At 61.1% G+C, this 14,282-nt stretch carries 17 protein-coding genes; 4 read left to right on the plus strand and 13 right to left on the minus strand.

What is annotated here, in order from left to right:
- Positions 1–6: 6 nt before the first annotated feature.
- Positions 7–759, minus strand: coding sequence for a ribonuclease H-like domain-containing protein (locus V5N47_RS02875; protein ID WP_338729343.1), 753 nt, complete (start codon positions 757–759; stop codon positions 7–9).
- Positions 760–805: 46 nt separating this feature from the next.
- Positions 806–1,939 (minus strand): hypothetical protein, encoded by a 1,134-nt coding sequence (locus V5N47_RS02880; RefSeq protein WP_338729344.1) that lies wholly within the window; start codon positions 1,937–1,939, stop codon positions 806–808.
- Between the two features lie 107 nt (positions 1,940–2,046).
- Between V5N47_RS02880 and V5N47_RS02885 the strand changes: the two genes are divergently transcribed.
- Positions 2,047–2,607, plus strand: a complete 561-nt coding sequence (locus tag V5N47_RS02885) for a DUF420 domain-containing protein (protein ID WP_338729346.1) — start codon at positions 2,047–2,049, stop codon at positions 2,605–2,607.
- Positions 2,608–2,628: 21 nt separating this feature from the next.
- Here V5N47_RS02885 and purF read toward each other — a convergent pair whose 3' ends face one another.
- The 4 genes from purF to V5N47_RS02905 form a co-directional block, all read right to left on the minus strand.
- Positions 2,629–4,044, minus strand: coding sequence for an amidophosphoribosyltransferase (purF, locus tag V5N47_RS02890; protein WP_338730337.1), 1,416 nt, complete (start codon positions 4,042–4,044; stop codon positions 2,629–2,631).
- Positions 4,045–4,307: 263 nt separating this feature from the next.
- Positions 4,308–4,481 (minus strand): 50S ribosomal protein L37e, encoded by a 174-nt coding sequence (locus V5N47_RS02895; RefSeq protein WP_332899570.1) that lies wholly within the window; start codon positions 4,479–4,481, stop codon positions 4,308–4,310.
- Complete coding sequence (locus V5N47_RS02900) at positions 4,478–4,663, minus strand: LSM domain-containing protein (RefSeq protein ID WP_276246897.1); 186 nt, start codon at positions 4,661–4,663, stop codon at positions 4,478–4,480. Before V5N47_RS02900 ends, V5N47_RS02895 begins: the two co-directional genes overlap by 4 nt.
- A 48-nt stretch (positions 4,664–4,711) precedes the next feature.
- On the minus strand, positions 4,712–5,770 hold the full coding sequence (locus V5N47_RS02905) for a M20/M25/M40 family metallo-hydrolase (RefSeq protein ID WP_338729347.1): 1,059 nt from the start codon (positions 5,768–5,770) through the stop codon (positions 4,712–4,714).
- Positions 5,771–5,852: 82 nt separating this feature from the next.
- On the opposite strand from V5N47_RS02905, the gene V5N47_RS02910 reads away from it, so the two are divergent.
- Together V5N47_RS02910 and V5N47_RS02915 are read left to right on the plus strand one after the other, a co-directional pair.
- Complete coding sequence (locus V5N47_RS02910) at positions 5,853–6,203, plus strand: hypothetical protein (RefSeq protein ID WP_338729348.1); 351 nt, start codon at positions 5,853–5,855, stop codon at positions 6,201–6,203.
- A 37-nt stretch (positions 6,204–6,240) separates the two neighbouring features.
- Positions 6,241–7,203, plus strand: coding sequence for a zinc-dependent metalloprotease (locus V5N47_RS02915; RefSeq protein WP_338729349.1), 963 nt, complete (start codon positions 6,241–6,243; stop codon positions 7,201–7,203).
- 19 nt (positions 7,204–7,222) lie between these two features.
- On the opposite strand, the gene V5N47_RS02920 is transcribed toward V5N47_RS02915, so the two are convergent.
- The 7 genes from V5N47_RS02920 to V5N47_RS02950 all read right to left on the minus strand — a co-directional run bounded on the left by V5N47_RS02920 (position 7,223) and on the right by V5N47_RS02950 (position 11,493).
- Positions 7,223–7,633, minus strand: coding sequence for a hypothetical protein (locus V5N47_RS02920; RefSeq protein ID WP_338729350.1), 411 nt, complete (start codon positions 7,631–7,633; stop codon positions 7,223–7,225).
- 77 nt (positions 7,634–7,710) lie between these two features.
- Positions 7,711–8,091: a zinc ribbon domain-containing protein gene (locus V5N47_RS02925; protein WP_338729351.1), complete on the minus strand. Its 381-nt coding sequence runs from the start codon at positions 8,089–8,091 to the stop codon at positions 7,711–7,713.
- Positions 8,088–9,254 carry a thiolase domain-containing protein gene (locus V5N47_RS02930; protein ID WP_338729352.1) on the minus strand — a complete coding sequence of 389 codons (1,167 nt, stop codon included), beginning with the start codon at positions 9,252–9,254 and terminating at the stop codon, positions 8,088–8,090. Before V5N47_RS02930 ends, V5N47_RS02925 begins: the two co-directional genes overlap by 4 nt.
- A 65-nt stretch (positions 9,255–9,319) precedes the next feature.
- Positions 9,320–9,550: a hypothetical protein gene (locus V5N47_RS02935; RefSeq protein ID WP_338729353.1), complete on the minus strand. Its 231-nt coding sequence runs from the start codon at positions 9,548–9,550 to the stop codon at positions 9,320–9,322.
- Between the two features lie 81 nt (positions 9,551–9,631).
- Positions 9,632–10,180, minus strand: a complete 549-nt coding sequence (locus V5N47_RS02940; RefSeq protein ID WP_338729354.1) for a hypothetical protein — start codon at positions 10,178–10,180, stop codon at positions 9,632–9,634.
- A 65-nt stretch (positions 10,181–10,245) separates the two neighbouring features.
- A complete protein-coding gene (locus V5N47_RS02945) occupies positions 10,246–10,824 on the minus strand; it encodes an MFS transporter (RefSeq protein ID WP_338730339.1) in 579 nt (192 codons plus the stop codon).
- The gene (locus tag V5N47_RS02950; protein WP_338729355.1) at positions 10,825–11,493 is read right to left on the minus strand and encodes an MFS transporter; all 669 of its coding nucleotides are present in this window, start codon (positions 11,491–11,493) and stop codon (positions 10,825–10,827) included.
- A gap of 86 nt (positions 11,494–11,579) precedes the next feature.
- Between V5N47_RS02950 and V5N47_RS02955 the strand changes: the two genes are divergently transcribed.
- Positions 11,580–14,246: an AAA domain-containing protein gene (locus tag V5N47_RS02955; RefSeq protein WP_338729356.1), complete on the plus strand. Its 2,667-nt coding sequence runs from the start codon at positions 11,580–11,582 to the stop codon at positions 14,244–14,246.
- Positions 14,247–14,282 lie beyond the last annotated feature (36 nt).

The raw sequence follows: 14,282 nt of genomic DNA on the forward strand, positions 1-14,282 counted from the left end.
GGCCGGTTACTGTCCGTTACAACCGGCTTCGAACACGTCTTTGTGCAGTTGGCTCGTCACCGTCTGCATCAGCGTTTCAAGGTTCACTGTGTCCGCGCGATTGTACTTGATGAGCGTGTCGAGCGACCCGTCTTTCCCGCGTTCGTGTTCGCGCCAGAGGCGGACGGCGTCCCGGCCCGTGATGTCCGGTTCGTCGCGGTCGATGCCGATGTCTTTCTCGATCTGTTTCAGGCCCCCAGAGAGACCGAGCTTTTTGCAGGTGTACATCAGGTCGATGTGCGGGTGGTCGATGTCGATGTCGAACGACCCTTCGAGGAAAGGAACGTCGAAGCGTTTGCCGTTGAACGAGGCGACAATTTTCGCCTCGGAGAAGATGTTGTCGAGCGCGTCGACGGTGAGGTTGTCATCGCGGATGAGCGTCGTCGTCTCGCCGTCTTGGTGGAAGCTCACGGTCGTCACCACGGAGTTTGTGTGGCTCAGACCGGTCGTCTCGATGTCGAAAAAGCACACGTCAGACGCGAAGTTCTCGTAGATACGCCACTGCTCGCCAGACGGAAAGATGGCGTCGAAGTGGCGGGCGTCACCAGCGGCCAGGCGGTCGTACCCTTCGTCGATGAACTGCTCGATTTTGTCTGCTTTCCGCTCACTGACCGCCGCGCGGTCGAATTCGTCCCAGTGGGTGATGCCCGACTGCCAGAGCTTGCGCTCGGTGCCAGCGCCAACCCCGGTGACGGGAATAAAACTATTCTCGATACGCATGTCGAAAGAAGGGCTGTCGGCCGACGTAAAGCCGTTGTCTTCGTGGTCAGAACTCACCGTCGAAGATGGCTTCTGAAATCGCCATCTCTGACACAACGTCGTTGGTGAGCAGTCGCTCTCTCGCGTCCGCGAGCGCCTCGTCGCGGGCAGCCTCATCGCGTTCGTCACCTGCGAGCGCGCTGTCGCGCAAGTTGATGGCGACCTCGCTGAGCACGGCCGCCACTCGCTCTAGCTCGTTGAGCAATGAATCGAACGACAGCGGGCGGTCGAGTTGCGTAAACGCTGTGGCCAACAGATCAAGGTCGAGACTCACCGCCTCGAAATCCTCCTCCGCGTCGTCGTAGTTGCGCGCGAACAGCCGCGAGACGCCCGTATCAAAGGCGTCGAGAATTGCCCTGAACTCGCGGAGCAACGCAGCGAGGTCGCCGCTCACCAGAATCTCTGCCTCGAACTGCGCAACCTTACCATCGTACTCGGTCTGTGTGAGGGTATCCGTCGCTGTCGTGCTTGCTGCATCCGTCTCGTCGCGGAGGGTGGCAAGGAGCGAAGTAGCCGCCTCGCGCGCATCACGTGATTGGTTGAGCCCCGCGGTGAACTCGAATGAATCGTCGGCATACAGTCCTCCTGTAGCACGCACAGACTGTTGGTACGTCGTGATAACGCGGTCTTGACACCGGGCGGCGTAGCGGACGAACTCGCCCACATCGCGGAGTTGTGCGCTTCGCTCCAGTTGGGCGTCAGTCCCGAACTCGTCTGCGGTGTCGAGTCTGTCCCACGACTCTCTGACCTTGTTGCCGATGGGCGTCCACTCGAAGTCGTCGGTGGCAGCGGTTACGCGAAGAATCGACGCGCCCGTCCCGTAGTCGCTGTAGAGCGTGACTGCCTCTGCGAGATGGAACTCGGCTCGGATGAGCGCTTCACGCGCCGTCTCGTTCTCTGCTGGTGGTTCTGGCGTCTCCGTCTCGGTTGGTGTCTCCGTTTCCGTGGGCGTCTCAGTCGGCGCTTCTGTGGTCGGTTGTGCGGTCGTTGTCGTCGCCGTGGTCTGGGTCGGAGTGGTCGGCGTGGTCGTAATATCGTCTCCTGTCTCCGTGGTCGTGGTTGGCTCCGGTTGGGTAGTCGAACACCCGGCTGCGAGGAGGAGGCCGGACGTGATGAGGAAGTGACGGCGAGGAAGCGTCATCCTACTCTAGGTGGGGCGACAGGAAGATGGTTATAACTGGGTTAACGCGCTCTCATTGCAGAAAGCATCGAGTAACGGCTATCCGTCCGCGGTGACAAGACGGGCGCATGGAGGTTCTCACCAGAGACCGCGTCCCGGCGCTCACAGGGCTGCTTACGGTCGTCTCACTGGCGCTCGTCTTCGGAGCCGTGCTTGGAGCCATCCCGACGGCCATCCTTCCACGCGCGCCTGAATGGGTGTATGAGGCGATTCCACACCTCAACGCCACCATCAGCTTCGTTGCTATCCTGACCATCGCTCAGGGCTGGCGCTGGATTCGACAGGGACAGGTGCTGAAACACCGCGCCGCGATGCTCACCGCGCTTGGCCTGTTTGCGGTGTTCCTCACGCTCTATCTGTACCGCATCTCGTTCGTGGGGACGACGAGCTTCATGGGGCCAGAAACGATCAAGCTCTACCTCTACTACCCGTTTCTCGCCATCCACATGCTGTTCGCTATCGTTTGTATTCCGTTGCTCTACTTCGTCGTGCTCACCGCCCTCACCCGGCCGATTCGAGAGATTCCCCAGTCGAGTCACAAACGCGTTGGGAAGATTGCGGCGGCGCTGTGGCTCGTCTCCTTCTCGATGGGGATTGGTGTCTACCTGCTGCTCTACATCATCTACTGACCGAAGAACTGTTTTCAGAAGTTAGTCGTCGCCGAACACCGGCCGCGACACGTCTCTGTCCGTCTCCTCGCCGTTGATGTCGTAGGGGTATTCGCCCGTGACACAGCCGAGACAGAGGTCGAGGCGTTCGGCTTCTAATACGTCTGCAATCGCGTCGATGGAGAGATACGAGAGGCTGTCTGCGTTGATGACATCACGGATGTCCGCGACCGATTTATCAGAAGCAATCAGCTCCTCGCGGGTAGCCATGTTGATGCCCATGTAACACGGCGCGATGATGGCGGGTGCGCCGATGCGCATGTGGACTTCCTCTGCGCCTGCGTCTTTGAGCAGTTGGACGAGCTGGTTCGACGTGGTTCCGCGAACGATGGAGTCGTCGATGATGGTGACGGTTTTCCCCTCGATAGTGGATTTGATGGGGTTCAGTTTGAGGCGCACCGCACGCTCTCGCTCGTCCTGTGTCGGCATGATGAACGTCCGCCCGACGTAACGGTTTTTCATGAGTCCTTCTGCGAACTCAACGCCGTCGCCTGCGGCGTCCGCGTAGCCAGAGGCAAATGCGCGACCGGAGTCGGGTACGGGCATCACCACGTCCGTGTCGATGCCGCTTTCCTCCCAGAGTTTGCGTCCGAGTTCGCGGCGCACCTCGTAGACGAGTTTGCCGTCGATAATCGAGTCCGGGCGGGCGAAATAGACGTATTCGAAGAAACAATGTGCCGTATTGTCGAGTTCGACGAGTTGGTAGGAGTCGAAGTCAGAGCCGTCTTCTGCGAGCACGATGAGTTCGCCCGGTTTCACGTCGCGGACGAGGTCGCCGTCTAAGGTGTCGATGGCCGCACTCTCTGAGGCGAGAACGTAGCCGTCTTCGAGTTTGCCAAGGACGAGCGGGCGATTCCCCTGTGGATCGCGGACGCCCATCACCGTGTCGTCGTGCATAATGGTGAGGGCATAGGAGCCGTGAATCCGGTTCATCGTCTTCTTGACGGCGCGCACGAGGTCGCCGTCTAAGAGGTTGCGGGCAAGGTCGTGGGCGATGACTTCCGTGTCGCCGTCCGAGGTGAACGCGTGGCCGTGGGCTTCGAGTTCGGCGCGAATCTCGTCTGCGTTCACGAGGTTGCCGTTGTGTGCGAGCCCGAGCGAGCCACTCTTAAAAGAAACCGAGAATGGCTGGGCGCAACTCGAATCGACGCTCCCGGCTGTGGGGTAGCGGACGTGGCCGATACCGACCTGCCCGTGGAGGCTGTCTAAATCTTTGAGCGTGAAAGCGTCGCCAACCAGCCCCATTTCGACGTGGCTGTACTGTTGGAAGCCGTCGTGGGTCACGATGCCCGCTGACTCCTGCCCACGGTGTTGCAGGGCGTACAGCGAGTAGTAAAGCGGTCGCGCGGCGGGTCGGTCAGCCAGCGAGATGCCGACGACACCGCACTTTTCGGTCAAGCCGTATTGGAATTGTGGGGAATCCCGCCCGTCTGCCATGGTCGTTCGTGTGGCGGCCAACCGTAAAAACCCCCGCCATTGTGTCGTAATCGCCTGAACTTCTCGCCAAAATATACACGTTCGTGTATAGAGGCGGCGACGTCACACGCGGCGCTCTCGTTCAGCGTGTAATGAGAACACCACGCATGCGTGAGCAGATGCTCACGAAGCGAGGAGAGAGAAAATTTCACGCGACCGCAACCGCGGCCGCAGATTCGTCGCGTCTATTCGCCGGCTTTCGACTGCCAGGCGTACTCACGGCGTTTGGCCGTTTTCCCGAAGCCACAGGACGCACAGACCTTCTTTCTGCTGTGATAGGACTTGTTCCCGCAGCGACGACACTTCACGTGGGTCGTCTTGTTCTTCTTACCCTGGCTTGGAGTACCTGCACCAGTCATGGAGTAATCGTGACGACGTTATCGCCGCGTATAATGGTTGTGTCTTCATCCGACTCAACCACGAGATTCATATGCTGGTCGTAGCCGGCGAGCTCGCCGGTGAACACCTCACCATCTTTCAGGCGAACGGTGACTTCCTCCCCTAACGACGCCTCAAGGACGTCGAGCGGTCGTCCACTCATACCCATACGGCCCTTCGTCGCGGTATTAAACGTACCGGCCTTGTCCCGTCAGAGCGACACCGAGAACGTACCAAACTCGGCGGCCTGCGCTGCAATCTCTCCCAACAGGTCGGAAACGGCCATGAGATCGTTGGTATCGATGACCTCGACTGGCGTGTGCATATAGCGATTCGGCAGCCCGATGTTGAGCGACGGAATGCCGCCACGCGTCGTGAAGAAAGCGTCTGCGTCGGTTCCGGTGAACGACCCAGCCGCCTGCAACTGTACGTCGATTGATGCAGCGCCTGCGGCCTGTCGAGCGAGCGCAACGACGCGCGGATGATTCGCAGAGCCACGAGCGATGACCGGCCCCTCACCGAGCGAAATGTCCCCGCCCTTGTTCGCGGGCGCATCAGGGCTGTCGGTCGCGTGGGTCACGTCCACCGCAATGGCCACGTCCGGGTTCAAGTCGTGGGCAATCATCTTCGCACCCTGTAAGCCGATCTCTTCCATCACCGTACTCACGGCGTAGACGGTCGCGTCAACCTCGGCTTCTGTCGCTTGCCGGAGGCCTTCTGCGGCCGCCCAGATACCGATTCGGTTGTCCATCCCGCGCGCCGAGAGCCGCGTTCCGTGGAGGTCGTTGACGGTCGAGGAGAACGTCACAGCGTCCCCAATTTCGACGAGTTCCTCGGCTTCGTCCTTGTCGCCTGCACCGATATCGACGTGTTGTTCGGTAATCTCTGAGACCTTCTCGTCGTCCCCGTCGCGCAGGTGAATCGCCGCCTGCCCGACGACGCCAGAGACCGGGCCGTCTGCGGTGTGTACCGTGACGTGTTGGCCCCGTGAGACGGTTTTGTCCGCCCCGCCGATTTTATCGAGTCGGAGAAAGCCGTTGTCGTCGATGGTGCGGACGATGAAGCCAATCTCGTCTGCGTGGCCGGTGAAGGCCAGTTCTGGGTCGCCGCCGTCGTAGACGGCGATTGCGTTGCCGTAGGCGTCGGTGTGAACGTCGTCTGCGAACTGCGAGACGTAATCCACCCAGACGCGCTGAGCAGGAAGTTCAAACCCGGACGGACTTGGCGCTTCGAGGAGCGAATCGAGAAACGCTCGCTGGGACTCGTTCATGGGCAAAACTCGGGGTGAGAAACCTATCAATCCCCCGAAGCAGGCCACAACCGATAAACAGTTGGTCATCCAATAGAACAGTATGGGAAACTTCACTCTCTTCGAGGTGCACCTGCACGGCGAGAACGGCGGCGGCTTCCAATTTGGCCCGACGTTCTCGAAGTCAGGCAGTACGGACGAGTCTGAGAAGACAGAATCGTCAGAGAAATCGCGTCGCTTTGGCCGGTTCCGCCGGTCGAAAAGCGGCGACGAAGACGCGACCGACGAAACGGAAATCGAAGTCGAAGACGGCGAAATGGACGAGACAGCGGGCGGAAAGAGCGCGAGTGGCAAAGGTGCGCTCATCGCAATTCTGTTCCTCCTCGGCGCGGTGATGCTCGTAAAGAAACTCCGCGGGGGCGACAGCGACGAAACCGAAGTCGACCTCGACTAGGCACAACCCATTTTACCAGCGCTCTCCAAACAGAGTCGTGAACTTCTTTCGTAGCGTCAAAGCGGTCACCAGTGCGACCGGCGACGGCCCCATCGACTGGCAAGCCGTCGCGGAAGCCACGAAAGCCGCGACTGACCCCGGCGATCTGGCGTTAGCCGACCGAGAGCAGGAAGGCTACGCAAACGACGTCCGCGACGCCCGTAATCGGGTACGAGAAGTGTCCGGCATCGACTTCGACGTGCCGCGCACCGTCGAAATCCAGCACCGCCACCACTGGGTGGACGCCAATATCACCACCTTTGAGCGCGTGATGGCCCCACTCGAAAACCAACAACTTTCGGTGATTCCCGGCGTCGCCCGTGTCGTGAACACGGGGACGATGGCGTTCGCCCTCTCCTTCCTCGCAAACAACGTCCTCGGCCAGTACGACCCACTCCTGCTCGCAGAGGAGTCGAAAGAGCAACTCGAGCACGGCCTCTACTTCGTTCACCCGAACATCGTCCGCGTGGCCGACATGCTCGACGCGCCCTTCCCGCGCTTCCGTCGCTGGATTGCCTTCCACGAGGTGGCCCACGCCGCCGAGTTCGGGGCCGCACCGTGGCTCTCTGACCACTTAGAAGCCCAGATGCGCGCGGGTATCGACGACCTCTCGTCTGGTACCATCAACCGCGAAGCGTTCACCGAACTGAACACCGCGATGACCGCCGTCGAGGGCTACGCCGAACTCATCATGGACCACGCCTTCGACGACGAGTACGAAGACCTCCGACGCAAACTCGACGAGCGCCGGAAAGGCGGCGGCCCCGTCGCTCAACTCGTCCGCCGGATGCTCGGCATGGGCATGAAACGCCGCCAGTACGAACTCGGCAAGGAGTTCTTCGAGATGGTGGCCGCGGTGCGCGACATCGAAACCGCCGCCCTCGTCTGGGAACAGCCAGCGAACCTCCCGACGAAAGACGAGTTGGAGAATCCGGCCCGCTGGATTGCGCGGGTTGCCTGAAGAGAGCAATTTTTGAGAATTATGAGGGGAAAATCGACCGGATAGAGTTACCAATTGCTTTTGTGAAATCGACAAAAGTATTGTAGATTTTTAGTCGATGGTCTCTATCCTTATCTCTCCGCTTTCCCTCAGCTCTATAGATTTCTCCGAGTGCCGACCGCTTCATATGTCGCAATCGCATCCGCTCATCCGCCGATAATGAATACAACTCTTCATGTTGGTTGTCATGAGTCCATGCTCTATCTGTACCCTCTAATCCACCTTTTGGAGGGAAAATTTCTTTGAACCTCAAGAATTCATCCTCTAGAAGCCACCGTTCTTCGTTTACCCTCTCAAGAGTCCAATCCTCCATTTTCCGGTGGTCAAACCGTTCATCTAACCGGTTTTCGAGAATATCGATTCTCGATTTATTCGGGCTGTGTTCATTCACTAGGCATGAATAGAACAGCCAATTCAGTAAAATCTCCGGTTAGTTTATATAAATAAGAAGAATGAGGTTGAGTTCGTTTACTCTTCGACGGACTCGAACACCGGCGACGGCTGGCCTTCGTGCTCGAACACGTCAGAGAGCGTCACGGTGTCGCCGATTTCGACATCGTCTGAGACGCGGCCAACGGTTTTTGCCTCGCCGAGTTGCACAATCGCAATCTGGAAGCCGGCATCAAAGCCAATCGGCGAGACGGCAATCGTGGATTCTGAGTAGACTTCGCCCGTGGTTTCGAGTTCGACGGTCGAGATGTCGCGGCTGCCACAGCGCACGCACGCGGCTTTCGGCGCGGCGGTCTGGTGGCCGCAGTCGGCACACTCCTGTCCGAGTAGCGTGCCGTCTTTGAGTGCTTCACTCCAGCTTGCGTAGTCGAGGAATTCCGGGATTTCTAGTTGGCTCATGCGCGCACCTCCAAGACCGAGACGAGCGTGGTGCCGGCGTCGCCACCGAGGTTGTGGGCGATGCCCGTTTCCACATCTGCAATCTGTCGGTCGCCCGCGTCGCCGCGGAGTTGTTCGACGAGTTCGACGAGTTGTGCTGTGCCGGTCGCGCCAATCGGGTGGCCCTTCGCTTTGAGGCCGCCGCTCGGGTTGATTGGCATCTCGCCGTCGATGTAGGTTCGGCCGTCGGCGGCCGCGGGGCCGCCCTCGCCGTCTTCGAACAGGCCGAGTGCTTCCGAGGCCATGACTTCCGCGCCGGTAAAGCAGTCGTGGACTTCCGCGAAGTCAACGTCGTCTGCCGTGATGCCAGCCTGCTCGTAGGCCTGCTCTGCGGCGCGACGGGCCGACATCGTGGACGGGAAGTCCGGTTTGTCAGCGAGCGGGACGATGTCCGTGCCGTGGCCAACGCCGGTCACGTCCACGGGGGCGTCGAACTCGTCTGCGATGTCGTCTGAGACGACGATGACCGCGCTCGCGCCGTCCGAGAAGGGACAGCAGTCCATGAGATGGAACGGGTCTGCAATGATTGGCGAGTCGAGGACGTCCGAAACGTCGATGTCGCGGCCGAAGTGCGCTCGCGGGTTGTGCGCGCCGTGGGCGTGATTTTTCACTGCGACGGAAGCGAGTTGCTCCGGCGTCGTGCCGTACTCGAACATGTGTCGCTTCGTGAGGAGGGCGAACACGCCGGGGAAGGTGAGGCCGGTTGGCTGTTCGTACTGGCGGTGACTGGCGGAGGCGAAAATGCGCGTCATCTCGCCGGTTCCAAGCCCGGTTTCCGGCGTACAGCGCTCGACCCCGCCGACGATGACCACGTCGTGGAGGCCCGACTCCACGTCTTGGACGGCGTGTTTGAACGCGTTCGAAGAGGTCGCACACGCGTCCTCGAAGCGCTGACACGGCACGCCCGCGATGCCGATGTGCGAGGCGAGTGTCGGCGCGAGGTGGGTGTCGTTTTCGGTCTGACCGCCCATCGCATTGCCGAGGTAGAATGCGTCGATGTCACCGGCTTCGACACCGGCATCATCCAGTGCTGGAAGGGCTGCTTCAGCGAAGAGTTCTGGTAAGGTTGCTTCGTGGACGCCGAACTTCGTCATGCCGGCTCCCACGATACTTGCTCGTGCCATCTGTTCTCATCCAGATTTTCAGTTTCACGGTAATCAATCGTGTGATTCCGTCATGCCTGTCCGATTTATCGTCGCCGTCGGGCGTCGCCCGCGATATCGCCCGTCCCCGGAAATACCAGCCAGACGAGCAAGACACCGAGCGCTGACCCGGCGAGGAACGCCACGCCAAATTCGACAAGCGTCGGCGAGGAGGGAATCGTGATGAGTCCGGCAGAGGCACCAACGAGCACCACGAAGCCAATTTTCAGCCGCAGCGTCGCCGCGGTTCGTTCCTCGCTCGATATGGGGCCGACCATCACCGGCCTCCCGTACACAGCATCATAGTCTGGCTCACGACTGCGCGAACCTTAATGTACGTGAAAACGCTACGAAGGCGGTCACATAAAGCCGCGACCGACCTCATCCTCTTCGATAAGGTCGTCGAGTTCGGCGTCGAGGAGTTTCTCCGCCTCCTCGAACGTGGACGAAAGCTCACCGAGGTTCGCAGACCGCTCGGTGTGGTCGAACTCAAGCGGGCCGAACGCCGGACTCTCCAGTGCGCCCATCACGTCCTCAAACAGCGCGTTCGGCGTCGTTGGCGCATCTGCGTGGGCTTTCAGAATCTCGGTGAGTTCCTTGCCCGTGCGCTCGGCTTTCGACTCCTCGATGGGAGACTGGATGCCAAAGCGCCCGCCGACCTTCTCGTTTGGGAAGAAAGATTCAATATCGTCGTCGATTCGTCGGGCGACGCGCGTTCCGACGCCCTTCACCTCGAAGGGATTTTTCGCGTAGGTCTTGAGTTGGAAGACGCCCGCCTTCGGGTGGCCGAGGTAGAGGTCTTCGCCGAGGCCTCGATTGCGATTGCCAGCGACTGCTCGCCAGTCGCCTGCGTCCGCACCGCTTTCGACAACGTCTTCGAGGATGTCTTGCCAGTTCCGGACGCGCATACCGAGTCCTAGCGACGGGGTGAGAATGAATGTATCGCCTGTCGGCACTTTCTGGGCCTATCCGGCTACCAACTGCTCAGTGCCTGTGAGCCGTGGGTGGCGTAGAGAATCCCCGCGAACGTGAGCACGCCCGAGATGGCCGCCACGCCGCCGAGGTAGAACACCCATTCGATGCCGAAACTGGCCCAGAGCAGGCCTGCCGCAATCGGAGCCAGCACGCTCCCCGGTCGCCAGACGAGTTCGCGGATACCGAAACTGGACGCCACCCCACCGCCCTCGCTCCCCTCGTCTGCGAACAGCGCCATGCTCGCCGGTTCGCGGAGGCTGTCCGCAACCCCGAGGAGACCACTCAGCGCAATCAGCGGGAGGAAGGCGGGCGACAGTGGGCCGAGAAACGGGAACGCAGCGGGAGCGCCGAGCCACGCGCCCAGTGCGGGTGAGAACGGGACGGCGAGTGAGATGAGGCCGTAGAGGCCGCCGCCGATAAAGATGAACCACGCGCGGCCCACGCGGTCTGAGAGCCGTCCCGTGTGTGGCTGGGCGAGCATGTTGGTGAACTTCTCTGCAACGATGGTCAGGCTCACGGCGAGGGCGCTGTAGGCGAGGCCGCCGCGAAGCGCTGCGACGCCCGCGTAAATCGGAATTCACGTCCGGACGAGCGTCACTGCGACGGCATACTGGGCGCGAAAGCTCGTGAGCGTGAGAATCCGCCGATTGAGCGCGAGGTCGGTGAGCGCAAATCCGTCGCCACCCGTGGTTTCGTCCGGTTCGAGAAACAGCCAGACGCCGAGCGTGGCGGGGACGAGCAGTGCGACGATGACGGCAAAGACAACCTCGAAGCCGTACTGTTCGTAGAGCACGCCCGCAGAGAGCGTTCCGAGGATACCCGCCGCAAATCGCCACGCGTTTGCCTTGCCGATGTAGTTCGCCCGCTCTGTATCGGGGGCGAGTTCGCCCACGAGCGAGAGCGCCATCAGGCTGGTTCCGGTGATGGCGAGCCCTTGGAGGCCGCGTGCGAGGAGGAAGCCGCCGGTCGAAGACACCAGCGCGAAGCCGACGTAGGCCGCGATGCTGATGAGCAGGCTAGCGAGGAGAATGCGGCGTTTGTCGTAGCGGTCGCCGCCGTAGGCGAGTGGGAGCACGGCAACGGCTTGGGCAAGCGTGAGCGAGGTGACGAACATCCCAAGGACGAATCCAGAGGGATTGAGCAGGTCGATGTACTCAGAGAGCAGCGTCAGCAGCGTCACGAGGCCGAATCCGGCGGCAAAGCGGGTGAGATAGAGGGCGGAGAACTGGAGGGAGTCGCGGGTCACACTCGAATGGACTGAACAGCGTCGAATAGCCCTTGCGAACGCGGATGAGCGGCAGGATTTTTCACCGCTCGTCACGGAGGACAGACGTGCATCTACGGGGTCCCGTCGTCGAGGTCGGCGAGAAGCGGTCAGTCAACACGAAATACGGAGAGAGTGACTTAGCAGAGGTCACGCTTCGGCCCGAAGACGGGCAGGCAGACCCCGTGAAACTCACGCTCTGGGGGAAGTGGGCAGAAACGGCCGAGTATCTCGAACCCGGCATGGAGCTCGTCGTGAAGGACGCAGACGAACGCGAGTATCAGGGCGAAACCCAGTTTTCGACCACCGGCGACACCATGGTCGTGGTCGAACCCACCTTCCTCGTGAACGTGACCGACATCCGCTCGTGGGTACAGTGCCCGCGGATGTACTACCTCAACAAAATCACGGGCATCCCGCTCAACTACCCCGTCATCAAAGGGACAATCGTCCACGAGGTGTTCGGGGACCTCCTCCGCGGCGGCAACCTTGACGACGCCGTCGCAGACCGCGTCGAAGAAGCGGGCTTAGACCTCGGCCTGCTCGAAAAAGACACAGAAGAAGTCCACGAGGACGTGAAAGCCAACGCCCGCGCCATCGAAGGGTGGCTTGCCCAAGGAACGCTCGGCACCGAAGACGACTGGCGCAGCGAGCAGACGCTCATCAGCCAGACCTACGGCATCAAGGGCCGGGCCGACGCCCTCCGTCGCGGCATGCCCGTCGAACTCAAGACGGGGAAGAACACGAATCGAGAACCACGATTTCAGGACAAGGTGCAGGTCGCCTGTTACTCCCTTCTGCTCTCAGACCGCGGCGAGATGCCCGATACGGGAACCTTGCTCTACACGAAAAACGCCGCCTTAGACCGCGCCGAAGCCTCAGGCGACCTCTCGCCCGCAAAGGAGTTCTCGATGGGCAAGGGCTTCCTCGCGTTTGTCCTCAGGAAACGCAACGAAATCGCCGCGATGGAGTTCGACATGTCCGTGCCCACGGGCGAGGAGGCGAACGCGAAGTGCGAGTACTGCTTCGAGCGCGACAGTTGCATGGTCATCGCGGGTCGCCTTGGCCAGCACTCGAAAGCCGGGACGATTGGCGATTCGGTACCTGACGAGGAACGCGACTACTTCGAGCAGTTTTACAAACTCGTCGAACACGAACGCCGGGCAGTGCACAGAGAATACGCGAAACTCTGGGAACAGACCGCAGCGGAACGCGCTGACGCCGACCTCGCACTCATTGATTTAGAGCCAACCGGCCAACAACAACTCGAAGACGGCCGCTGGGAGAATCATGCGACCTGCGACGACCCAGTCTCAAAGCTGCGAAACGGGGACTTTGTCCTCGCAAGCGACGGCGACCCAGTGCAAGGCCACGCCGAACTTGGGCGTATCACGAAACTCGGCTCCGAAATCACAGTCGTCACCGACGAACCCCTCTCACTCCGCCGCCTCGACGTGTACCCCTCCGAACTCTCCGCAGACCGCATGCTCGTCGCGCTCCACGACGCCATCTTGACGGGCGAAGAACGGCGCAAAGACATCCTCTTTGGCCGTCGAGAACCCGCATTCCGCGACGAAGAAGTCACGTACATCGACAACAACGACTCGCAGAACGCGGCGGTGAACCTTGCGGTGACCGCAGAAGACTGCGCGCTCGTCCACGGGCCGCCGGGAACCGGAAAGACGTACACTATCGCGCGCATCATCCGCGCCCTAGTGGAGCGAGGCGATCGCGTCCTGCTCTCTGCGTTCACGAATCGAGCGGTGGACAACGCGCTCGAAGCCCTTCGTGACCAAGGCTTCGAAGACTTCGTCCGCGTCGGCTCCGAAAACGGCGTGCGCCACGACATGCAGGACAAGCGCTTGGAGACGCGCGGTGAGCCAACCGTGCAAGCCGCGAAAATCACCGACGCGCCGGTCGTCGCCGCCACAACCGCGGCCTGTGGCTCCCGCGTCATGCGCGAACAGGAGTTCGACGTGGCCCTCGTAGACGAGGCCGCCCAACTCACCGAACCGGGAACGCTCGCGGCCATCAATTTGGCTGAAAAATTCGTCCTCGTTGGCGACCACGAACAGCTCCCACCGGTCGTTCAGTCAGAGCCGGAAGACGAGGACGGCGACCTCTCGCTGTCGCTGTTCGAGCGCCTCCACGACCAGTTCCCCGAGGCGTCGGTGATGCTCGACCGCCAATATCGCATGGCACAGAAGATTCAGGCGTTTTCCTCCAGAGAGTTCTACGGCGGCAAACTCCGCCCGGCCACGCCCGAGGTGGCTGCCCAGCGCATCGAGCAACTGGCTGGCGTCGATACCGCCAAACTCCCCGACCACCTCACCGATACCGTTTCGTTTGTCGACCCCGACGGAACCGCACGCGGGAACACGAACCCGGACGAGGCGAAGGCGGTCGCGGACGTGGTCGCGGCCTACGCGGATGCAGGCGTCCCACACGCAGACATCGGCGTCATCGCGCCGTACCGGGCGCAGGTGGCGGAGATTTCGAGAACCGTGCCCGAAACCGTCGCTGTGGACACCGTAGACCGCTTCCAGGGGTCGAGCAAGGAAGTTATCATCGTCTCCTTTGTCACCACAGAAACGCTCGACAGCCCCATCTTCAAAGACCACCGTCGCGTGAACGTGGCGCTGACGCGGGCGAAGAAGGCGCTCGTGCTCGTCGGGGACGCAAACGCGCTCTCGACGATGGACTTGTACGCGCGGATGGTTGCGTGGGCGCGGTAGCGAGGAAAACTCCTTTTCCGCAGGCGAGCGTCTGAT

The organism is Haladaptatus sp. DJG-WS-42 (assembly GCF_037198285.1).
In the GTDB taxonomy this organism is placed as follows: domain Archaea; phylum Halobacteriota; class Halobacteria; order Halobacteriales; family Halococcaceae; genus QDMS2.

What these genes read in the sequence shown, in the direction of transcription:
- V5N47_RS02905 (WP_338729347.1), bottom strand. Translation starts at nt 5,770, where the DNA reads ATGAACGAGTCCCAGCGAGCGTTTCTCGATTCGCTCCTCGAAGCGCCA.
- V5N47_RS02940 (WP_338729354.1), bottom strand. Translation starts at nt 10,180, where the DNA reads ATGCGCGTCCGGAACTGGCAAGACATCCTCGAAGACGTTGTCGAAAGC.
- V5N47_RS02930 (WP_338729352.1), bottom strand. Translation starts at nt 9,254, where the DNA reads ATGGCACGAGCAAGTATCGTGGGAGCCGGCATGACGAAGTTCGGCGTC.
- V5N47_RS02875 (WP_338729343.1), bottom strand. Translation starts at nt 759, where the DNA reads ATGCGTATCGAGAATAGTTTTATTCCCGTCACCGGGGTTGGCGCTGGC.
- V5N47_RS02885 (WP_338729346.1), top strand. Translation starts at nt 2,047, where the DNA reads ATGGAGGTTCTCACCAGAGACCGCGTCCCGGCGCTCACAGGGCTGCTT.
- V5N47_RS02900 (WP_276246897.1), bottom strand. Translation starts at nt 4,663, where the DNA reads ATGAGTGGACGACCGCTCGACGTCCTTGAGGCGTCGTTAGGGGAGGAA.
- V5N47_RS02925 (WP_338729351.1), bottom strand. Translation starts at nt 8,091, where the DNA reads ATGAGCCAACTAGAAATCCCGGAATTCCTCGACTACGCAAGCTGGAGT.
- V5N47_RS02895 (WP_332899570.1), bottom strand. Translation starts at nt 4,481, where the DNA reads ATGACTGGTGCAGGTACTCCAAGCCAGGGTAAGAAGAACAAGACGACC.
- V5N47_RS02910 (WP_338729348.1), top strand. Translation starts at nt 5,853, where the DNA reads ATGGGAAACTTCACTCTCTTCGAGGTGCACCTGCACGGCGAGAACGGC.
- V5N47_RS02880 (WP_338729344.1), bottom strand. Translation starts at nt 1,939, where the DNA reads ATGACGCTTCCTCGCCGTCACTTCCTCATCACGTCCGGCCTCCTCCTC.
- V5N47_RS02935 (WP_338729353.1), bottom strand. Translation starts at nt 9,550, where the DNA reads ATGGTCGGCCCCATATCGAGCGAGGAACGAACCGCGGCGACGCTGCGG.